Source organism: Limosilactobacillus reuteri (assembly GCF_002254085.1).
Classification (GTDB): domain Bacteria; phylum Bacillota; class Bacilli; order Lactobacillales; family Lactobacillaceae; genus Limosilactobacillus; species Limosilactobacillus reuteri_K.
In genome coordinates this window covers 1-20,612 of record NZ_NGPY01000066.1, presented here as the reverse complement: position 1 = coordinate 20,612, position 20,612 = coordinate 1, and the positions used below count along the sequence as shown (strand labels likewise).

General features: G+C 39.3%; 19 protein-coding genes. 3 read left to right on the top strand and 16 right to left on the bottom strand.

Annotated features, from left to right (window positions below):
- Positions 1 to 2: 2 nt before the first annotated feature.
- The 8 genes from CBG10_RS09155 to CBG10_RS09120 form a co-directional block, all read right to left on the bottom strand.
- Complete coding sequence (locus CBG10_RS09155; protein ID WP_094501087.1) at positions 3 to 914, bottom strand: metal ABC transporter solute-binding protein, Zn/Mn family; 912 nt, start codon at positions 912 to 914, stop codon at positions 3 to 5.
- A gap of 292 nt (positions 915 to 1,206) precedes the next feature.
- On the bottom strand, positions 1,207 to 2,058 hold the full coding sequence (gene ispE, locus CBG10_RS09150) for a 4-(cytidine 5'-diphospho)-2-C-methyl-D-erythritol kinase (protein WP_094501085.1): 852 nt from the start codon (positions 2,056 to 2,058) through the stop codon (positions 1,207 to 1,209).
- 187 nt (positions 2,059 to 2,245) lie between these two features.
- Positions 2,246 to 2,488 carry a Veg family protein gene (locus CBG10_RS09145; protein ID WP_003665581.1) on the bottom strand — a complete coding sequence of 81 codons (243 nt, stop codon included), beginning with the start codon at positions 2,486 to 2,488 and terminating at the stop codon, positions 2,246 to 2,248.
- A 90-nt stretch (positions 2,489 to 2,578) separates the two neighbouring features.
- Positions 2,579 to 3,472, bottom strand: a complete 894-nt coding sequence (gene rsmA, locus CBG10_RS09140) for a 16S rRNA (adenine(1518)-N(6)/adenine(1519)-N(6))-dimethyltransferase RsmA (protein ID WP_003665578.1) — start codon at positions 3,470 to 3,472, stop codon at positions 2,579 to 2,581.
- Entirely contained in the window at positions 3,465 to 4,031 is a 567-nt protein-coding gene (gene rnmV, locus CBG10_RS09135) for a ribonuclease M5 (RefSeq protein ID WP_094501083.1), read from the bottom strand. The genes rsmA and rnmV overlap by 8 nt, the downstream gene beginning before the upstream one ends.
- Positions 4,028 to 4,846 (bottom strand): TatD family hydrolase, encoded by an 819-nt coding sequence (locus tag CBG10_RS09130; protein ID WP_094501081.1) that lies wholly within the window; start codon positions 4,844 to 4,846, stop codon positions 4,028 to 4,030. The genes rnmV and CBG10_RS09130 overlap by 4 nt, the downstream gene beginning before the upstream one ends.
- Positions 4,839 to 6,866 carry a methionine--tRNA ligase gene (metG, locus tag CBG10_RS09125; RefSeq protein ID WP_094501079.1) on the bottom strand — a complete coding sequence of 676 codons (2,028 nt, stop codon included), beginning with the start codon at positions 6,864 to 6,866 and terminating at the stop codon, positions 4,839 to 4,841. Before metG ends, CBG10_RS09130 begins: the two co-directional genes overlap by 8 nt.
- A 77-nt stretch (positions 6,867 to 6,943) precedes the next feature.
- Complete coding sequence (locus CBG10_RS09120; protein ID WP_094512410.1) at positions 6,944 to 7,792, bottom strand: DUF72 domain-containing protein; 849 nt, start codon at positions 7,790 to 7,792, stop codon at positions 6,944 to 6,946.
- A 267-nt stretch (positions 7,793 to 8,059) separates the two neighbouring features.
- Between CBG10_RS09120 and CBG10_RS11745 the strand changes: the two genes are divergently transcribed.
- A complete protein-coding gene (locus CBG10_RS11745; protein WP_003674574.1) occupies positions 8,060 to 8,185 on the top strand; it encodes a hypothetical protein in 126 nt (41 codons plus the stop codon).
- A 54-nt stretch (positions 8,186 to 8,239) separates the two neighbouring features.
- Here the strand turns inward: CBG10_RS11745 and CBG10_RS09115 are convergent, their stop codons facing one another.
- The 5 genes from CBG10_RS09115 to trpS all read right to left on the bottom strand — a co-directional run bounded on the left by CBG10_RS09115 (position 8,240) and on the right by trpS (position 13,258).
- Entirely contained in the window at positions 8,240 to 8,938 is a 699-nt protein-coding gene (locus CBG10_RS09115) for an NAD-dependent protein deacylase (RefSeq protein WP_094501075.1), read from the bottom strand.
- 5 nt (positions 8,939 to 8,943) lie between these two features.
- A complete protein-coding gene (locus tag CBG10_RS09110; RefSeq protein ID WP_094501073.1) occupies positions 8,944 to 9,903 on the bottom strand; it encodes an IpaB/EvcA family protein in 960 nt (319 codons plus the stop codon).
- Positions 9,896 to 11,158: a hydroxymethylglutaryl-CoA reductase, degradative gene (locus CBG10_RS09105; protein WP_094501071.1), complete on the bottom strand. Its 1,263-nt coding sequence runs from the start codon at positions 11,156 to 11,158 to the stop codon at positions 9,896 to 9,898. Before CBG10_RS09105 ends, CBG10_RS09110 begins: the two co-directional genes overlap by 8 nt.
- Complete coding sequence (locus tag CBG10_RS09100; RefSeq protein WP_003667177.1) at positions 11,151 to 12,092, bottom strand: Ppx/GppA family phosphatase; 942 nt, start codon at positions 12,090 to 12,092, stop codon at positions 11,151 to 11,153. The genes CBG10_RS09105 and CBG10_RS09100 overlap by 8 nt, the downstream gene beginning before the upstream one ends.
- Positions 12,093 to 12,235: 143 nt before the next feature.
- The gene (gene trpS / locus CBG10_RS09095) at positions 12,236 to 13,258 is read right to left on the bottom strand and encodes a tryptophan--tRNA ligase (RefSeq protein WP_094512409.1); all 1,023 of its coding nucleotides are present in this window, start codon (positions 13,256 to 13,258) and stop codon (positions 12,236 to 12,238) included.
- A 277-nt stretch (positions 13,259 to 13,535) separates the two neighbouring features.
- On the opposite strand from trpS, the gene CBG10_RS09090 reads away from it, so the two are divergent.
- Complete coding sequence (locus tag CBG10_RS09090) at positions 13,536 to 14,495, top strand: DNA-methyltransferase (protein WP_003674562.1); 960 nt, start codon at positions 13,536 to 13,538, stop codon at positions 14,493 to 14,495.
- Between the two features lie 51 nt (positions 14,496 to 14,546).
- Here CBG10_RS09090 and ndk read toward each other — a convergent pair whose 3' ends face one another.
- The 3 genes from ndk to CBG10_RS09075 form a co-directional block, all read right to left on the bottom strand.
- Complete coding sequence (ndk, locus tag CBG10_RS09085) at positions 14,547 to 14,990, bottom strand: nucleoside-diphosphate kinase (protein ID WP_019252303.1); 444 nt, start codon at positions 14,988 to 14,990, stop codon at positions 14,547 to 14,549.
- Positions 14,991 to 15,077: 87 nt separating this feature from the next.
- The gene (gene helD, locus CBG10_RS09080; protein WP_094512407.1) at positions 15,078 to 17,396 is read right to left on the bottom strand and encodes an RNA polymerase recycling motor HelD; all 2,319 of its coding nucleotides are present in this window, start codon (positions 17,394 to 17,396) and stop codon (positions 15,078 to 15,080) included.
- Between the two features lie 12 nt (positions 17,397 to 17,408).
- Positions 17,409 to 18,578: a cation:proton antiporter gene (locus tag CBG10_RS09075; RefSeq protein WP_065867752.1), complete on the bottom strand. Its 1,170-nt coding sequence runs from the start codon at positions 18,576 to 18,578 to the stop codon at positions 17,409 to 17,411.
- A 135-nt stretch (positions 18,579 to 18,713) separates the two neighbouring features.
- Between CBG10_RS09075 and CBG10_RS09070 the strand changes: the two genes are divergently transcribed.
- A complete protein-coding gene (locus tag CBG10_RS09070; RefSeq protein WP_065867751.1) occupies positions 18,714 to 20,048 on the top strand; it encodes a ClC family H(+)/Cl(-) exchange transporter in 1,335 nt (444 codons plus the stop codon).
- Positions 20,049 to 20,612 lie beyond the last annotated feature (564 nt).

Genomic DNA, 20,612 nt, shown 5'->3' with positions numbered 1-20,612 from the left:
TCTTAATTCTCCTTTTGTTGAATGCGAGACAATGCTTGGTATTGCTTGAGCATCCACTGCATATAGTCATCCCCATTCGGCTTTGTTTCCGTTACCTTTAATACTGGCACATCATGTTCATGGGCAAGTTTAACTAAATTATCAACAACTTTATCACTTGTCTGTGAATTATCAACAAAGAAGGCAATTTGGTGATTAATGATTGCTTGTTGAATTTCTTCAATATCTTTTGGCGATGGATCATTCCCATCTTCAACTGCTTTTTCAAAATGCTTGTCCATAATTTGATAACCAGCATTTTTTAAGGCATAATCAAAAACTGGTTCACTGACTGCAACGCGATTATTATTAGGATTTACCTGGCGCTTTACTTTCGCAATTTCTTCATTAAGCGGTTGAAGAGAAGCTAAATATTTGCGTGCATTTCTTTGGTAATCCTTAGCATGTTGCGGATCAATTTTACCATATTGAGTTGCAAGATCATTTGCTAACTTTTCGACCGTCTCAGGTGCGTACCAAATATGCTCATTGTCGCCATCTTTCTTGCCGGTTAAAGATGCCACATCAATTATCTTAATTTTGTTACGATTACTACTTGATTTAACAAGTTTGTTTACCCAGCTATCATAGCCGAGACCATTCTCAATTACTACATTGGCTTTAGCAACTTGCTGGGCTTGCTTAGTATTGGGTTGGTAATCATGAGGATCAACCGACGCATTATCAATAAACGAAATTACTTGGCCATGATCACCCGCTACTTTTTGTGCTACTTCACCATAGAAATTCAACCCAGTTACCACTCTAATTGGCTTTTGACTTTTCCCCATCGATTTCCACGGAACAAAGGATAAACCAAGAATTATAACTAACAAGGCAATAATACTACTAATACCGATAATATATTTTTTCATTCTTTCCCTCTTTTTTAATCGTAATCATTACTATTTAGAGCAATGAATATAATATCGAACTTTATGCTAGATTGCAACTATAAAAATAAAAAGGACAAGAGGCTGAGAGAAAACAAAGTTTTCTCTCAGCCTCAACTGTTTTCACGAACAATAGCAAGATAACGTGGAAAATAATCACAAGGCTCGAGGCTAAGTACGAACGCTAATCAGCCCGTGCCCATCGTTCTAGCTTAGTCCACCGCCTTGTCGAGGAGATTATTTCCCACTTCCTATCTCTTGTCCTTAAATATAATCAAAGCAAAGTTACAACATGAACGTCGCGACAAAATCCGCGAATACTATTTTGAATCCGCTTTGCTCGCGATTCTGTATGACAGATTGCGAAGACAGTTGGTCCCGTTCCACTCATCTGTGCAACATCGGCCCCCAATTCTTTCATCTTATTCTTCAAACGACCGATTTCTGGATAAAACTTCATCGTTAAAGGCTCTAAAACATTTCCCATATATTTTGTCGCTTCTTGCCAATCCTCTTCCTTTAGATTTGCAAGTAAAGCTTCATTGTTAAGATGATGAAGCTTTTCATAATTAATTTGCCGTAAAATTTGCGGTGTGGAAACACTGATCTTTTGTTTTGCAATCACGGCCCAATAGTGAGGCTGTGGTGGTAATAATTCAATCTTTTCACCATGCCCAGTAACGTGAGCTAATTTGTTATATATACAATATGGTACATCAGAATCAATTGTTAATGCGATTTTTGCTAGCTCTGATAAACTCAAGTCCAACCGCCAAATACTATTTAATGCTCGTAAAACTGCCGCTGCATCCGAAGAGCCACCACCTAATCCGGCCGCAACCGGAATTTGCTTCTTAATCCGAATTGTAACGCCATCTTTACAATGAAAACGACTGCGTAAAATATGAGCTGCTTGGTATGCTAGATTACGTTGGTCATTAGGCAAAAAGCCACTATTTGTATAAACTCTAATTGTTGTCGGGTGTCGGTGGGTCTCAACAGTTACATAATCAGCCAGGTCTGCCGAAACCATTACCATATTCCATTGAGGAGAACCATCAAAATATCGCATCGGCGTATCTAAACTCAAATTCAATTTTGCTGGTGCTTTTTCTGTAACTATCATCCGGCAACCCTCCTTATCTGTAATAATTTAGTTAGTTAAATTATACTAACGGAACTATAATCCATGCAACTACTGTTTCCTAACTATTCTTAAAGCAAAAGGAGTGGGTAAAAACTGCCTTCCAGTTGAAAGGTATTTTTTACTCACTCCTATTATTTTATAAATATGAATTTTAATTTTTATCAGCTTATTCTGCTTCATCGAAGGCAATTGAAATATTTCGTGTTAACAAATCAGTATAACTATAGGAAACTCGATCCAATGTTCCTTGTTCATCATTCAAATGAATAACAAATACTGCAGGATAAGTCTTACTTAGAATACCGTGATGGGTGGTAATACGTTTACGTCCAGCTTGCGCTTTTACTAAAACATGCTCGCCAATCCGTTCATCTAGCTTCTTCTTAATTTCTACAATGCTATTAGGCACGACTCCTTCACCTCACTGTAGACTAGCATACTCTTTTTTTACACAAAAAGCAAAATTGTACCATAATGTTTTATAACGGTCAACCATCTTTTACAAGAGATTTTGTTGATGAAGAGCATTCGCGAGTTCAATAAATTGTTCAAGGGTTAGCTTTTCTGGACGAATTTGCGGTGAAATATCCAACTGGGCCAAGACAGCAGTCATTTTCTCTTTTACTGCTGGATCTTTACCAATTACACTTTGCAAGTTATTCCAAAGACTCTTGCGACGATGAGCAAAGCATCCCCGAATAAAGCCAAATAATTTTTGCTTATCAAAAGGCTGAACTGGAAGTGGATTTGTCCGTGGCGTTAATACAACAATTGCTGAATCAACATTAGGTGACGGCACGAATACCTTCCGTGAAACATCAAAAGCAATTTTAGCTTGCATTTGGTATTCAATCGCTAATGTCAAGGCACCATATTGTTTAGTTCCTGGTTTAGCTGTGAGTCGCTGAGCAACTTCCTTTTGCATCATTACACAGATTGTTGCCCACTCAACAGGACTAGCCAGTAAATTCATTAAAATGGGACTCGTAATGTAATAAGGAAGATTAGCAACCACCTTAATCGGTCGACTAGGATCTTTAAATTCCTTTTTGATTAATTCTGGCAAATTAGCTTGAAGGACATCTTGATTAATCACCTTTACATTATCATATGGTGATAATACTTCTTTTAGAACCGGAATTAAATCCTGATCTATTTCTAAGGCTAAAACTTCTCCTGCGGCTTGTGCTAATTGCTCCGTTAAAGCACCAATACCGGGACCAATTTCAATTACATTGTCATTATCTGTAATATCCGCCGCCTCAACGATATTTTTTAAGACATTCAAATCAGTAAGGAAATTCTGACCGAAACTTTTCTTTGTGTGGATCCCGTACTTTTCCATTATCGCGCGGGTACGTGTTCGACTACCAATTTCTGGTGAATTACTCATGATCTTCCTCCTGATTTATTTGCTTAATTGCTTGTTCAAATGTTGCGCGGTCAACTTGAAACATATTTAGACGGTGAATCAATTGCTTTCCATTTCCATAGCCGATTCCAAGTAATTGCCCTAACTTTTCACGCCGTTTTCGTGAATCTGCTTGACCTGTTAATCCCCATTTTTGCAAATCTTCGCGCGTAAAGACTTGCTGGGGTGTCGCTGTTTGGGTATAAAGGTGCTCTAAAGCTGACTTTATAACTGCGGGCATTGCATGCTCAACCCCTAAGCTACCGTGAGCTTCAGTTGGCACACCATCTTTACGTTTAATAAAAGCATGCTTAACTCCAGGGATGGCTTCACTGATTATTTTTCTAATCCGCTCGCCGTTAAAGTCCGGATCAGTAAAAACAATTAGGCCCCGGCTTGCTTGTAACTTTTTCAACTTTGCCAAGTCAGCTGTTGAAATTGCGGATCCATTTGTTTCGTATGTATCTGCATCAACTGCTTTTAAAATTTGCTTAGTATCATCTTTACCTTCAACAACTATAACTTCTTTTATTCTAATCATAGGCCTCTTTCTTCATTTTCCAAAAATAAGCGGTGGGCGTTCGTAAATGTTTTATATGCCACTTTACCAGCATCAACTTGCTTTAAATCTGCAATTGCATCCACCGTAAATTTAGTAAAACCGGGTTCATTTTGCTTTCCTCGATATGGGAGTGGCGTTAGGTAAGGAGCGTCTGTTTCAACCATCATCTTTTCCAAGGGTACAACTAATGCGGCTTCATGAACTTCTGTCGCATTTTTGAAGCTTACGACACCACTAAAAGAAATCATCATCCCAAGATCCATAAATTTCTCTGCCCATTCTGGTGTCCCGTTAAAACTATGCATAACGCCACCAAATTCATCGATGTGAGCATTATGCAAAATATCATACGTATCAGCTAATGCATCCCGGCAGTGAATTGAGACAGGTAATTTAAGTTCTCGCGCCCACTCAAGCTGTTCAGCAAAAATTTCTTGTTGCCGCTTGTGAGGAGAATGCTCATCATTATAATAATCTAAGCCAATCTCTCCAATCCCCACGACTAAGGGATCCGCTAATTGTTGACGTAACTCTTTTTTGGTTTCGCTATTCCAATTAGCAATATCTTCTGGATGCCAACCAATAATTGGATGAAGGTTATCAAACTGGTGTCCCAACTTTAAAGCACGGGTATTCAATAGTTGGTTTGAGCCAACAATATTCATCTCCGTCACGCCATAATGAGCAGCACGGTTAATAAAGGCAGGCACATCATCATAAAACGCATCGTCATTTAAGTGGGTATGGGAATCATAAACCAATTGCTGGTGTTGATGATTACTCACTTTATTCAACGCCCATTCCAGGTACTAAATTGTCAGGAACAGTTACTACTTGAACATTACCGCCTTTTTCAGCAGACAAAAGCATTCCTTGGCTTAATTCGCCCCGCATTTTCCGTGGTTTCAAGTTAGCAACAATCAAAACTTTCTTACCTACTAAAACAGAAGGATCTGGATACCATTTAGCAATTCCAGAAAGGATTTGACGACCTTCTTCTGTTCCATCATCCATGTGGAATTTTAGAAGCTTATCAGCACCTTCTACATGATCGGCAGCCGTGATTTGAGCCACTTTCAATTCAACTTTGTCAAAGACATCAATCCGAATTGGCTTTTTGCCATCTGTTTTCTCTTCTTGTGCTGCTTCTTGGGCTTTTTCTTTTGCTTCAGCCATTGCCTTTCTTCCTTTCTTCTTTTCGTTTGCTGTCATCTTGCTCTTAATAAATTCAACCTCGGCCTTTACATCCAATCGTGGGAAGATTGGAGTTCCTTTGGCGACAACCTGAGCTTCTGCTGGGAAATCATTAAATTGTAGATTGGTTAATGATAAGTCAGTCCCTTCAATTCCAAGTTGTTCAACAATTTGTTTTGGTGCATTCGGCATAATTGGTTGAATTAAGGCCGCAATAATCCGCAAACTCTTTGCTAGATGGGTCATCACATCTGATAATACATCCTTCTTACTATCATCTTTTGCTAATACCCATGGTTCGGTTTCATCAATGTACTTGTTAGCACGACTAACCAACTTCCAAACAGCTGCCAACGCTTCAGCAAATCGTGTTTTGTCCATCAGTTCTTTATACTCAGCAATTACATCACTAGCAGTTTGTTCTAAATCAGCATCAAAATCAGTAGTTGCATCATTAGTACCAAGCAATTTGCCGTTTTGATACTTATTAATCATCGCAACAGTCCGATTGAGCAAGTTTCCTAGATCGTTAGCAAGGTCATAGTTTACCTTATCAACAAAGTCTTCTGGACTAAAGACGCCATCATTACCAAATGGCATTGCCCGCAATAAGTAGTAACGTGTGGCATCAAGACCGTAACGATCAACAAGAGTTTCAGGATAAATAACGTTTCCCTTTGATTTCGACATCTTACCGTCACGCATTGTTAACCAGCCATGACCGATGATGTGTTTTGGCAATGGCAAGCCAAGCGCATGAAGCATGATTGGCCAGTAAATCGTATGGAAACGAACAATTTCTTTTCCTACCATGTGAACATCAGCAGGCCAGTACTTTTTGAAAAGACTATCATCATCACTACCATATCCCAGCGCAGTAATATAGTTTGATAATGCATCAATCCATACGTATACCACGTGCTTAGGATCACTAGGTACCTTAACGCCCCAGCTAAATGATGTTCGCGTAACTGCAAGATCTTCTAGTCCTGGCTTTAAGAAGTTATTAATCATTTCATTCATCCGTGATTGTGGTTCGATAAAATCAGGATGTTCCTTATAGTAGTTCATTAACCAGTCAGCATACTTGCTCATCTTAAAGAAGTATGATTCTTCCTCAACTAATTGAACTTCATGACCTGATGGCGCTTTTCCACCGATCACATTACCGTCTTCATCACGGTAAACTTCCGCTAACTGACTTTCTGTGAAGTATTCTTCATCATCAACCGAGTACCAACCAGTATACTTACCCTTGTAAATATCCCCTTGGTCAAGCAATTGTTGGAAAATCTTTTGGACAGCTTTTTCATGGTAGTCATCGGTTGTCCGAATAAACTTGTCATTTGTAATTTCAAGTTTATTCCATAGCTCTTTAATTTGGGCAGCCATTTGATCAACGTATTTTTGTGGCTTCATGCCGAGCTTTTCAGCCTTTTGTTCAATCTTAAGGCCATGTTCATCGGTTCCTGTTAAGTAGAATACGTCATAGCCCATCAAACGCTTAAAACGTGCTTCTGCATCACATGCAATTGTTGTGTATGAATTACCAATATGGAGTTTACCAGATGGATAGTAAATTGGTGTTGTAATGTAATAAGTTGGTTTTTGTTCAGCCATATGAGGCCCCTCTTTCTAAGATATTACTAATTAAGATTTAACATTTAGTATAGCATTTTATTAGGGCTTGCTCCATCCTAAAACAGATCAAGCTGTTCTGGTGATTTAGGTGCCAGCCCCTCGAATTCAATGTTCATCATTTTTTGAAGACTTAATGCGTTTGGTGCCGCATCCTTGGCTGAGTTATTGTTGAAGATAACACAGAGTTCTTTAGGTTGCGGCTGTAAGGACTCAATTTGTTTTTTAAAGAATTGAAGTTCTTCCGGCGAATATCGATATAAAGTCCGCGTTTTCCGCCATTCTTTTCCCTGATTTTCCCAACCTTTGCGATTACGGCCATGAAGGCGCAGCATGGCTAAGTCGGGATTAGTTGTTGCAAGCACAAATGGTACTGACGTCGGCGTATTATGGGGTTCATCAGCGGCCACTAATGTAAAATTGAGTTCACGACAAAAATCTAAGACTGACGGTAAAATTTCTTTCTTATACCAAGTTTGGTTACGAAATTCGACTGCAATTGGCAGATTTCCTAACCATTCTCGAATTAATCGTAAGTAGGAAAAGTCACGCACAGTTGCATCAAAATATGGAGGAAACTGAAATAATATCGTCTTTAATTGACCAGCAGCTACCAAGGGGGAGATTGTTCGGCGATATTGTTGAAAGACCTGTTCTAATTCGCCACGTTCTTGGTTTCGCTGATGTAATGTCATTTTCTGATTAGCCTTAACAATAAACTGAAAAGTTGGTGGAACAGTAGCAAGCCAGTTTTGAATTGTTGATATCTGAGGTAAAGCGTAGAAAAAAGTATCAACCTCAACCACTGGAAAATGTTGAGCATACTCATCAAGCTTTACTGGGCGTTGTTCATCATGAATAAGTACTGGATGCTCTGTCCAAGTTGTCATCCCCATCGTTATTTTCATCTTTAATCCTCCCTTTCATGCCTAAAAATCCACCTCAAATTACTTAGCAAATTCTTATACACTGCAAAATAAATCTATATTCATTTTCTAAGGACCTCAATCCCCGTTTTTATCACTTTTATTCATTTTGATAGTAAAAGACGAACGGATTATGCATTATTCTCACATTTTAAAATGAAAGCGTTTCTCATACTTCATTATTTCTCTAGGAAAAGCGTTCAAAACATGTTATTTTACAAGTGAACAATATGAAAGGAGCGATCAGAAATGCTACTAAAGAACAAAGGTATTCGTCACATTTTTTATCAAGAAAAGGATGCTACTAAAAAGAAGGGTTCTCGTTTAGTAGCACTCCCATTCAAAGTTGATGGGAAGGTCGTTTTCTTTGAATAGACACTGGAGCAAAAAGAAGCTGGAAATTGTCCTTAGACAACTGCAGCTTCTTTTTTATACTTTTAATTCGTCAAAGAATTTTGTTGCATCGTCTTGAACCATTTGAAAGTCAAAAGGAAATTGCAATAACTGCTGATTAACCGCAATCACCTTTGTATTGGGATTGCGATAATCTAACAAGCCCGCAAATGGGTATACTTTCATTGAAGTTCCCACAATCACAACTAAGTCAGCTTGTTGCATTGCCTTGACAGAATTGACAATATCTTCTTGCTTAATCCCTTCATCGTATAACACAATATCTGGACGCAAGGGACCATTATCCTTTTGATGCAAGCGACTCTTCAAATATTCACTCACCGGAACTGTTTCATGACACTTTTCGCAATAAACGTGGAAAAGATTCCCATGAAAATCAATCAAGTGTTTCGTGCCAGCTTCTTCATATAAGTTATCAATATTTTGCGTTATCACAGTCGCACGATCCTGTTGTGTCAAAGCTGCCTGTTTTTGATGAATTACGTTGGGCTCTGCATCTAGAAAATACAAATTTTGCTTGCAAAATTCATAAAAGCCTTCTGGATCACTAACAAAATAACGGTGACTTAAGTAATATTCAGCATTCCGATTCTGCGTATATAAACCGTTTGCTGACCTAAAATCAGGAATACCAGAAGCGGTTGAGACACCAGCGCCCGTTAGAAAGACAATATTTTTTGCGTCGTCAAATGTTTTTTGAATCGTCGCATCCATCTAGCTCACTTCCTTACAATGTATGGAATGCTATTCTGTTCAAGAAATTCCTGCACTGATTGATCATATATCTTTTTAAATGCTTCTGGTGCATTTTGAGTCGGTGCCGGAAGAGTAAATGAATTTTGACCATCACTCCGCCGAAGACCAACGTAGGCGCGCTTATCCGTCCCTCGTTCTTTCATATCAGAGTGATAGATTTCAAAAACTTGGCGCATCTCTAAACGCAATTGCCGAGCACTTAATACCGGTGAAAGAGTTGTGTATTCGTTATTGTGTAAGGCTGGCAAACCCCATTCCTGCATCTGTTGATCAAATAAAGAATAAACCTTAACAATTGACCGGCGCATATCGAACGGTGACTTAATGGGCTTCTTTGTAATCTCAGCATACATCTTTTTTGCCGCGGCCAGTGCAAGCGGGTACTTTTCTGCTAAAGTTTTTTCATACTTTGAGAGGTGATCACCATAAAAGACCAAGGCATCCAAAAGGGTTAATAACCGTAACGTCCGTTCATCATCTTCCTCTTTTTCCGGAGTTAATGTATGCTCAATTCCCTTTAGATATTGCTCTTCAATCTCATCAGTAATAAAACCATGCTTACGTTGTTCTGCAACCACTACTCGATGCATGGCAATGTTATACAAGTCCGTTGACATAATCATCATCTGTTCATCGAGTTCCTTATCCCCAAGAGACAGTTGGAAAAAGATTTGTGGAAAACCTTTTAGTAACATCAAAAGGTGCAATAATTCGTGTGAAGCAGTGTAATTTGGCGCAGTCAAGTCAGTCACAATAATAACCAAGGCACCAGGAATAGTTTGTTGAGTTGCTTGGTCATGGCGAACATATCCTGACTTGTCACCATGAAACTGAACAAAGACACTACCTTCAGGATATAGACTATTAACCTGATCAAGAAGTGCCTGATTTTCTTTATTTAGTGTAATTCTCTCTTCAGTCATTAACTTGGTCCTTTCTGATCGTTGATAATATTTCTTTAGCAAGTGCTTGGTCAACATGTGATCGCTGCTTTAATTGTGCTACTACTAATGGTACTTCTGCTGGCGTTGCTCCGACACTTGCTGCTAATGACCGGTATTGGAGTTTCATATGACCAGCTTGAATCCCAGTGGTTGTCAATGCGCGTAAAGCAGCCAAATTTTGTGCTAATCCGACACTTGCTGTTACGGCTGCCAACTCTTCAGCACTCTTAATTTGACTAATATGATAGTTTATCTTAGTCATTTTATTTAATCCAATTGAACCACCAATTACACCGACTGGTAAAGGAAGAACAATTTTTCCTACCAAGTAGCCGTCCTGGATTTTCCAAGTACTTAAGCCACGATATTGTCCATCACGAGCAGCGTAGGCATGGGCTCCACTTTCAATCGCCCGCCAATCATTTCCACTGGCGATCATAACCGCATCAATCCCGTTCATTATTCCTTTATTATGGGTAGCTGCCCGATAAGGATCAACTTGCGCAAGGTCACTAAGGCGGGCAATTCGTTGAGCAACCTCTTTACCATCCATCTCCGTAGTTGCTAAGTACCGAAAAGCAACTTTGCAAGTAGCCGTTTGCAGACTCTGTGTGGCAAGATTGCTTAAAATTGCGGTAATAACATGGAAACCCTTGTCCGTTAACCATTTTCCAACCGCTTCTGCCATCGTATTGACGCTATTAGCGCCCATCGCCTGGCAAACGTCAATTCCTAAATCAACGCTAATGAAGTCCCCAGGAGTGCGAACTTTCATCGACTTTGCACCCCCGCCTCGTGCCTGCATTGAGGGATGAGCCTGGTTAGCGATTGTTAAAATCTCATCTTGGTGTTCTAAGAGCCATGATTTAACTGCTGTTTTATCGGTCACGTCGTCTAAAACAACTTGGCCCACTAATTGCCGGTCTTGCTGAGGGGCAGTAAATCCTCCTGACCTACTTACCCGATGCGCGCCATTGCTAGCAGCGGCAATGACTGATGGCTCTTCAACCACCATTGGTACAACATACTGACGATTATTTACAGTTATATTTAAGGCTACTCCTTCAGGCAAAGAATAATCTGTAATATAATTTTCGACTAACTCATCCCCTAAATCTGAACTTGTATTTGCTAATACTTGCTCTTCTAGCGGGGATAGTTGACGAGCTTTTGTCAATTGTTGACGTCGATCATGGGCAGATAATTTATAAAAACCGTGTTGCCAATCAGTCATGGTGTCGCTTCCTTTGATTTACATATTCAGTGATAATTCCTTCACGAACACCACTCTCTGAAAAAATAACCCGACCATCACTATTGCGTTGCAAGAGGGTTACAAGAGGCAGCATTCCGCCGATGATAATGTCTGCTCGTTCTGGTTCTAGACCAGTCATTCGTTTACGCTGGGCCAAGTTACGATTTAGCAATTCACGATAAGTAGCAAATACTACTCGCGAGGAAAGCTGATACCCATGAATTGAACCATTTCGACGGTGATGGTGATGGTAAGACTGGGTCATACGCGCCAAAGTCCGGTTAGCACCACCTAATAAAACAATCGGAACACGTGTCGCATAACGTAACCACGGAATTTTGGTCAATCGTTCGTTCATCGCTACCTGCGCACGAAAAAGGTCAGCCGAACGAACATAGCCATTTAAATGGTATTGCTCTGATAAATTAACAGCACCCACCGGAATAGAAATCAAGTTACGTGCTTTTCGCTGCTGTACCAATATCAATTCACAGCTTGCTCCACCAACATCTAAAATTAAACAGTGGTTAAGCCGCAATGTTCGAACGACACCTAAGTAATCATAATAGGCTTCTTTTTTTCCAGATAAAACTTGTAGATGAATACCAACTTCTTGCTGGACACGCTTCAAAAACTCTTGGCGATTTCGTGCCTGCCGAACTGCAGCAGTCGTGATCGCACGAACCTTAATATTGGGAATCTCTTGGTAGATTTTTTTAAATCGTTTTAGAGCCGCAATTGTGCGTTCAATTGCACTCTCTTGTAACATTTTTTCTCGTCCCATTCCCTCAGATAAACGTGTATTTTCTTTTACACGTCGAATTTCACGAAATCGTCCGTCTGGAGCAATTTCTGTTATTGCCATTCGGGCCGAGTTTGAGCCGAGGTCTACAATCGCGAGGTTTTCCACCATTTTCACCTCCGCTTTAATTAATTATTTTTCGTATAAATACATCTCTTTTATGTTACCATGTTCTGCTATGGGAGACACGAAAAAAAACGGGGCTTGCAGAAAAACTTATTTTCCTAGCAGCCTCGCTTTCTCAATTTATATTTTTAGCCAAAGTAGTTAATTCCGATTGCATCACGAACTTCTTTAAGTGTCTGGTTTGCAACTTCATTTGCCTGTGCTGAGCCTTCTTTAAGAACTTGATCAACATAATCAAGATTAGCAGCATACTCTTCGCGTCGCTTGCGAATTGGTGCAAGTTCAGCTTCAAGAACTTCATTTAAGTAGCGCTTGATCTTAACATCCCCAAGACCACCAGCTTGGTATTGCTCCTTCAGTTTAGCAACTTGTTCTTTGTCTGGATCAAAGATGTCAAGGTAAGTAAAGACAGTATTGCCTTCAACATGACCAGGATCACTAACCTTGATATGTGTTGGATCAGTATACATCGACATTACTTTCTTTTGCACTGTATCAGCATCATCAGAAAGATAAATTGCATTGCCAAGGGACTTACTCATCTTTGCGTTACCATCGAGTCCTGGAATCCGTCCCTGACCCTTTGGTGGGAATACCCCTTTAGGCTCAACTAAAATATCTTGTTGATAAATACGGTTGAATGTCCGCACAATTTCACGAGTTTGTTCAAGCATTGGTTCTTGGTCATCACCAACTGGCACTGTATCAGCCTTAAATGCTGTAATATCTGCTGCTTGGCTTACTGGGTAAGTAAAGAATCCAGCTGGCACACTTTCACCAAACTTCTTTTGCTTAATCTCAGTCTTAACAGTTGGGTTTCGGCGTAAACGCGCAACAGTTACTAAGTTAAGATAGTGCATTGTTAATTCACTCAATGCTGGAATTTGTGATTGAACCAAAATTGTTGATTTCTTTGGATCAATTCCAACCGCCAAATAATCAAGGGCAACTTCATGGAGACTACGACGGATTTTTTCAGGATCACGAGCATTATCAGTCAATGCTTGTTGGTCAGCAATCATGATAAAGGTATCATATTTACCCGTATTTTGTAATTCAACCCTATTTTTTAATGAACCTACATAGTGTCCAATATGCAACTTACCTGTTGGTCGATCACCAGTTAAAATAACGTGTTTTTCTTCTGCCATTTTAAATTCCTCCTAAACTATAAAACGCCCTACTTAGCCATATAAACTAAATAGGACGCTTTTCGCGCGGTACCACCTAAATTGCAATCATCATTGCCGCTCATTATGTATTTTGTTGTGACCATTTCGCACTTTGGGAACCTTTTCACCAACTGTTCCTCGCTAAGACTCGCGCTACTTAATATAGTTAATTTTAATCCAACTCCTACTAAAAAGGCAAGACAATCCTGAATATGACAAGTATAATAATACTAAACGTCGAACAGGAGTGGTCAATATGCGCTCAAAAAGAAATAAAACAATTGATTTCACGCTTGAGGAGGCTTCACCTGAGCTCCTCAGCCAGATTATTCACCCAACTGATAATCTCCAGACAATATCCAACAAGATTATCAACGGTGATTCCTTCAAAGTAATGACTCAACTAGCACCACACCAGGTTGATCTTGCCCTTATTGACCCTCCCTATAATCTTAACAAACAATATGATGGTTTAAACTTCAAAAAGATGTCTACGAGCCAATATCAGACTTACACGCAAAAGTGGATTGATCTCTTAAAGCCATTACTAAAAGAAAATGCTAGTATCTATGTCTTTTCTGATTGGGCAACTAGCATGGCACTTGCGCCGATCCTCGAAAAAAATTTTACAATTCAAAATCGGATTACTTGGCAACGGGAAAAAGGACGCGGCTCACAGAAAAATTGGAAAAACGGGATGGAGGATATTTGGTTCTTGACTGCTAACCCGAGTGACTATACCTTTAACGTCGACCAAGTTAAGCAACGACGACAGGTGGTAGCTCCTTATCGTCAAGATGGGGTAGCTAAAGACTGGCAAGCTACTAAAAATGGTAACTTTCGGGATACGATGCCTTCTAATTTTTGGGATGACATTTCAATTCCGTATTGGTCAATGCCAGAAAATACTGGTCACCCTACGCAAAAGCCCGAGAAATTGCTGGCAAAAATTATCCTTGCCAGTTCTAATCCTAATGACTTCATTTTTGATCCTTTTGCTGGTTCCGGTTCGAGTTTAGTGACTGCCGCTAAACTTAACCGCCGTTATCTTGGAATCGAGCAAAGTCTTCTATATTGTGCATGGGGACAGTACCGACTTAATCAAATAAAAGATGATCCTAGCATCCAAGGCTACACTGACGGGGTCTTTTGGGAACGCAATACCTTGGCAGTACAACGAAAAATTAAACGCCAACAAAGGGCAAGTGATGAATAAATTAAAGAAGCTGAAAGAAAATTTTTGTTTTTTCTTTCAGCTTCTTTAACTCTACTGCTTATCTTTAATATCAAATTCTGGGAACCAAATACCAATCTCGCGAGTAGCACTATCAACATTATCAGATGTATGAATGATATTTCGCAAGTTACCATCAGGCCATTCACGACCGTAGTCACCACGAATTGTTCCCCATTCAGCTTCACCAGGGTTAGTAGCTCCTGCCATATTATGAATTGCTTGAATTACATTAGTACCAGAGACGACAATTCCTACAATTGGTCCTTCTGTCATGTATTCTAACAATTCAGGGAAGAATGGTTTGTCAACTTTATCAAAATAATGCTGACGAAGCTTTTCTTCTGATGGGTCAATCATCTTAAGAGCTTCAATATTATATCCTTTCCGTTCAATACGGGTAATAATATCTCCAATATGACGAGTCTTTACCCCATCAGGCTTTACTAGTACAAGTGTGTATTCGTCTTTAACCATGGCGAAGCATCTCCTTTTTCTATATCTACTCCATTAGATTATCATAAGTCGACACTTCTTGAAAGCGTTTTTAGCCAATAAGAAAATTTAATTTTTATTTGGCAATTGATATTCAATCGTTAAAAGACGCTCAGCTTTCTCGTTAATTGCGTCGCTAACTGAACCGTTGCTTAAAAGGACCAGTTCATGCATTGCCCGTGATGCCATTGTATAGATCATACCGACTTCATCAGTATTAGCTAGGTTTTTAGCAGAGACATCCGCAGCAAGGACAGCATCGAATTCAAGCCCCTTTGCTAAGTAAATTGGGAGAATTAAGATCCCCTTTGGCAATTCACTTGCATCCTTATCTAAGAGATGAATATTTTCAACCTTTTGCCGGCGAAGTAATTGATAAATAACAGCGGCTTGCTCTTGATTCTTGGTTAAGATCGCTACAGTTTCATATTCGTCAGCTAATTTAAGCGTCTCATCTAACAAGCTTTGCTGACTCTCTTTATCAGAATAACGGACTAACAAGCGTGGTTTCTTTCCATGGCGAGTGAAAGAAATTATCCTATCTCCATCCGGCAACAAGGCCTTCGCAAAATTAGTAATCTCCGTCGTGGAACGATAACTCCGCCGTAAAGCAATTAAATTAGGTCGCTTAGCCTTTAATACCTCACTAAGTTTGTTCAATAACTCCTCCGGTAACTGCAATGGCTTAAAAAGAGCCTGTTCACTATCACCGAGGACCGTAAACTTAGCTTGGGGGAAGGCGTGTTTTAAGTAGATTAACATCGCTATTGAATAATCTTGCATCTCATCAATAAATACATATTGAAAAGAACGATTTTGCCCTGTCCCGGAAATCAAATCACGCAGATACATCAAAGGGGCAGCATGCATTAATTCCAGCCGATGATATTCAATCTCATCTTGAAAAGCAAGAATCATTGTTGCCCATTCCCGCTGACTAATTGTCTTAGGTACCTCAACTTGATGCAAAAACTTATTATATTGATTATAAAAATCGAGAAAGTAATTATTATAGATCGCATCTGCAATCACACGTAAGCGTCGTTTAGCTAAGCGCTGCGAAAGGTAAGCATATTGCTCATCTTCATCCTTAAAGTCATCAATTGTTTTCTTACCATAAAGGTTGTGCAATTGTTGTAAATTAAGTGAATCCAGTTCTTTAGCTACCCAGTCCTTTTTAGCTTCATCTTTAACCCGCCGCTGCAATTCACGAATTAACTTATTTTTTAATTGGACTAACTTATCAGCAGGAGCCATCGTCAATGGTAATTCTTTGTAAAGATCTTTGACGTGGTCAGCTGAAAAGAAAACTTGACCATTAAAGCGAATATCAGCAAATTGCAAATCATCAATTGTCATTTTTTCAACGTAACGTGCAATCGATGTCATAAAAGATTCACTTTCAATAAAGTCGGCAACAACATGCGAATCATTTTCAGGTTTTTGTCGTTCTTCATAGCGGTCAAACAATGTTTCTACTTGCAGGCCTTCAAAACGCCGTCGGATAAATCCCTCTAATGTTACTTGCCGCATATTTCTTTCACCAAGACTTGGCAAAACTTCAGAAATATAGTGGCTGAATAAATTATTGGGACTAAAAAGGACAATCTGGTCAGCATTCAATTCTGTTCGACTATGATAAAGCAAGTATGCAATTCGTTGAAGAATCGCTGAAGTCTTTCCTGAGCCAGCTACTCCTTGGACTAACAAAAGATCACTATGCGTATCCCGGATAATATCATTTTGCTCTTTTTGAATTGTTGCCACAATATTATGCATATACTGGTCATTTTGTTTTCCAAGAGCCGCTTGTAAGACTTCATCACCAACAGTTTCATTAGTATCAAACATGTTAGTGATCTTACCATCCTTAATCGTAAATTGCCGTTTCTTTTTTAATTCTGTAGTTTGCATTCCAGCTGGCGTTTCATAATTTACTTTCCCAAGGGTACCATTATAGTAAACTCCAGAAATCGGTGCTCGCCAGTCGTAAATTAAAAAGTCTGTTTTATCTTCATTCATTAAAGATGAAGTACCGATGTATAGCGTTTCGCTCTTATCTGCACCAGGATCTTGAATATCAATCCGTCCAAAGTACGGTGACCCTTTTAAGTTTTTCAAAGTTCTTAACTGGTGCTTTAAGATTGATTCGCTTTCTGCTGCTCGTGAAACTAGTTGTCGCTGTTGTTCAATCATTGACCGAGATTCGGCAATATCATCAACTTCATAACGGTTAATAGACGCATTTTCACTATAATTACGTTCAACTGCTCGTGTTTCACGATGGGCATCTTCAACAGCTTTAGTGGTTGCAGCTACTTGTTGGTCAATTTGTTTCTCAACATTATTGACCCGTGCTTGCTCCGTTTCTCGTTCATGATTTTCCATCAAAAGTCCCCTTTACTCAATTTTATTGGCTGACCGTTTTAATGCGTTTTTTAAGATAAATGGCGCTAATACAGTTGCGATAATAATCACGGTGATTACATCTGAATAATACATTGGTGAAAGAAGATGAGCTTCGTAACCAATTTGAGCTGTAATCAATCCCATTTCACCACGGGCAATCATTCCGCTACCAACAACATAAGAACTTGGCATACTAAAGCCAGATAACTTAGCACCCGCTCCACATCCAAGTAGTTTTGTTAAGCATGCAAGAATTGTCATCACAATAACAAAGACAAACGATTCACCAATATTGTCAAAGCGCATGTTCAACCCTACGCTGACAAAGAATAGCGGAATAAACATTGCGTACCCAATCGGAATAAAACTCCGGTCAACAACTTCTTTATGCTTTGTATTAGCCACTGCAATTCCGGCAAAGAATGAGCCTACCGCCCCACTTAACCCAACATAATCAGCAATTGCGGCCATACCCAAACAGATAATCATCGCCATTACCGATGTTGAAGCAACTGTTAAGAGACGATCACTCATATGAATCAAGTAAGGTGCTAACCAACGAATTAAAAGGTAAGTCCCACCAAAGAATACTAATTGCATCAAGAGAATAATTCCTAAAGACTGCCCATTACCGTGGCCACTATTGTTGCTTCCATTAATTACACTAATCATCACACTTAATAAGATAACACCAATAATATCATCAGCAACTGCTGCTCCAAGCACTGTTGCACCTTCTCGGCTATTTAGGCGATTAAATTCACGTAATACCGCAACTGAAATACTAACAGATGTTGTTGCAAAAATAACACCGATAAACAGTGATTCAAGTTTAGTAAAGCCAAACATATAACTTACTGGCCCCATAATTACAATAGGAGTAATTACCCCCAAAAGTGCTACAACAACCGCTGGTTTTAAATATTTTTTCAATAAAGAAAGATCACTTTCCAGCCCAGCGATGAACATCAAGATAATAACCCCGATTTCCTGAAATTCATTCATCATTGAATTTAAATGAACCCAATCTAAAATAGCGGGCCCCGCAATAATTCCAACCAGGATTTGTCCAATCACTTCTGGAATCTCAATTCGACGACATAAGTGTGCTACGATCTGTGTTGCAAGCAATAACCCCGCCAACACTGCAATAAATTCCATTTCTTTTCCTCCATTTTTTACTTACTGTGCAATGCATATATAGTTTTGATTTTACCATATCAACACGAAATATTATTGAGAGGCGTGTATAATACAAGATAAACAATTCTTAAATTTTTAAAAGGAGGAATTGCCATGCCAACCAGTCAGTCTAACATTAAGCGTGCCCGCGATGTATTATCAACACCGATGTCCATGGCTTTCATTTCATTAATTGGAAAAGCAATCGTTGTCGGCGCTGTGACCGGCTTCCTCGTAAGTATCTTCCGTTGGATTATTGATCATACACTAAAAGGGTTGATGGTCATTTATCCCACAATGGCGCACCACCCCCAATTACTCATTCCTTATATTGCAGCTACAATCTTAATTATTTTTATTCTCAGTAAAATTCTTAAATCATCTTTACTAGACTTAGTTGGCTCTGGGGTACCGCAAATCGAAGCAATATTGTTAAATGAACACAAAATGAATGCTTGGAGCGTTTTATGGCGTAAATTTGTCGGGGGTCTATTAGCAATTTGCCCAGGCCTTTTCCTCGGCCGTGAAGGTCCCTGTATCCAGATGGGTGCTTGTATCGGTCAATTGTTTGGGGAAAAACTTAATATAAGTGAAAAAGAAAAACGGTTCCTTCTCGAATGCGGTGTTGCCGCAGGGCTTTCGGCCGCATTTAGTGCTCCGTTAGCTGGGGTTATCTTTCTTCTAGAAGAGATCACCTTTGATTTTCATCCCCAAGGTTGCATCACCGCTCTTGCCGCAGCAATTACATCAGATTTTGTAACTATTCTATTCTTTGGTGTCCGGCCCTGTCTCTATATTCCGGTTCACGCGAACATGCCTAAAGATAGTTATAGCTGGCTACTTCTCCTTGGTATTTTAATTGGATTTCTTTCTTTTGGCTACCAATACACACTCTTAAACCTACGATGGTGGTACAGCAAAATTAAATTACCACAGATTTACCATAGCGCGGTTCCATTACTACTCGTAATTCCAATCGGATTGTGGAATGCCCGAATCTTAGGTGGAAGTCATGATTTCATCGCTTATGTCGCTGGTCTTGATCAAAATAGTAATCTCACCAGTCTATTAGGGCTTTTCGTAACCTTCTTCATTATTCGTTTTTGTTTTTCAATGATTAGTTACGGTGCTTCTGTTCCCGGCGGTATTTTTATGCCAATTCTCGTTTTAGGAGCATTAATCGGTGCTATTGCAGGCGTAGTTATGATTCATCAAAATATTATTCCTGCACAGTGTTACCTAAATTTTGTAGTTATCTCAATGGCAGCTTACTTCGGAGCAATCGAAGAAGCACCTTTTACTGCAATCACGTTATTAACAGAGATGGTTGGCTCGGTCGACCAAATTTTGCCAATGACAATTTTAACGTTTATTGCCTACATCACTAGCAATTTACTTGGCGGTCAGCCAATCTATGCTTCTCTACGAAAAGAAATGTTTCCAAAATAAAAAGAAACCGGAAGAATCTTTCCAGTTTCATTGTTTTCTACGAATAGTCAATTATATTAAGCTTTTTCTTTGAACTTAATTTAAGAAAAAACTATTTAGATAGTTAAAGTAGCTTAATGAAGGAATTTAAAGTACAACAAATAAGCTCATGAACTAGACTTATTTTTCATGGGTTGTAAAATGATGATAAGAATCAATCCTAAATTATGCTTTAGCTAGTTGATAATTATAAGCTTGATTGTATTTTACAAGATGATAAATCGTTCTGAGAAGGCGATGTATCGCTGCAATGGCAATTATCTTAGTTCCAGGCTGAGAGGATTGCCTTTTTCTTTTCTGATAAAAGTCATTAATATGATTAGGATGAGAGTGACTAACAACTGCAATATTCTGAATTTAAATAGAATTTTGCGAGCGACTGCGTCATCACGTTTACTAATCATAACCACCCGTCAAACGGGTGGTTTGCACATCGGCTATAAGCCGATAATAAAAGCCGGCGTCTCAAGGCGCTGGCTTTCGCTTTGCTCAAGCCAAAATGCTCTGTCTACTTTGCCACCGCTT

Coding starts and splice junctions, on each gene's coding strand:
- CBG10_RS09155 (WP_094501087.1), bottom strand. CDS start 914: ATGAAAAAATATATTATCGGTATTAGTAGTATTATTGCCTTGTTAGTT.
- ispE (WP_094501085.1), bottom strand. CDS start 2,058: ATGATAGTTACAGAAAAAGCACCAGCAAAATTGAATTTGAGTTTAGAT.
- rsmA (WP_003665578.1), bottom strand. CDS start 3,472: ATGAGTAATTCACCAGAAATTGGTAGTCGAACACGTACCCGCGCGATA.
- rnmV (WP_094501083.1), bottom strand. CDS start 4,031: ATGATTAGAATAAAAGAAGTTATAGTTGTTGAAGGTAAAGATGATACT.
- metG (WP_094501079.1), bottom strand. CDS start 6,866: ATGGCTGAACAAAAACCAACTTATTACATTACAACACCAATTTACTAT.
- CBG10_RS09120 (WP_094512410.1), bottom strand. CDS start 7,792: ATGAAAATAACGATGGGGATGACAACTTGGACAGAGCATCCAGTACTT.
- CBG10_RS11745 (WP_003674574.1), top strand. CDS start 8,060: ATGCTACTAAAGAACAAAGGTATTCGTCACATTTTTTATCAAGAAAAG.
- CBG10_RS09115 (WP_094501075.1), bottom strand. CDS start 8,938: ATGGATGCGACGATTCAAAAAACATTTGACGACGCAAAAAATATTGTC.
- CBG10_RS09110 (WP_094501073.1), bottom strand. CDS start 9,903: ATGACTGAAGAGAGAATTACACTAAATAAAGAAAATCAGGCACTTCTT.
- CBG10_RS09105 (WP_094501071.1), bottom strand. CDS start 11,158: ATGACTGATTGGCAACACGGTTTTTATAAATTATCTGCCCATGATCGA.
- CBG10_RS09100 (WP_003667177.1), bottom strand. CDS start 12,092: ATGGTGGAAAACCTCGCGATTGTAGACCTCGGCTCAAACTCGGCCCGA.
- trpS (WP_094512409.1), bottom strand. CDS start 13,258: ATGGCAGAAGAAAAACACGTTATTTTAACTGGTGATCGACCAACAGGT.
- CBG10_RS09090 (WP_003674562.1), top strand. CDS start 13,536: ATGCGCTCAAAAAGAAATAAAACAATTGATTTCACGCTTGAGGAGGCT.
- ndk (WP_019252303.1), bottom strand. CDS start 14,990: ATGGTTAAAGACGAATACACACTTGTACTAGTAAAGCCTGATGGGGTA.
- helD (WP_094512407.1), bottom strand. CDS start 17,396: ATGGAAAATCATGAACGAGAAACGGAGCAAGCACGGGTCAATAATGTT.
- CBG10_RS09075 (WP_065867752.1), bottom strand. CDS start 18,578: ATGGAATTTATTGCAGTGTTGGCGGGGTTATTGCTTGCAACACAGATC.
- CBG10_RS09070 (WP_065867751.1), top strand. CDS start 18,714: ATGCCAACCAGTCAGTCTAACATTAAGCGTGCCCGCGATGTATTATCA.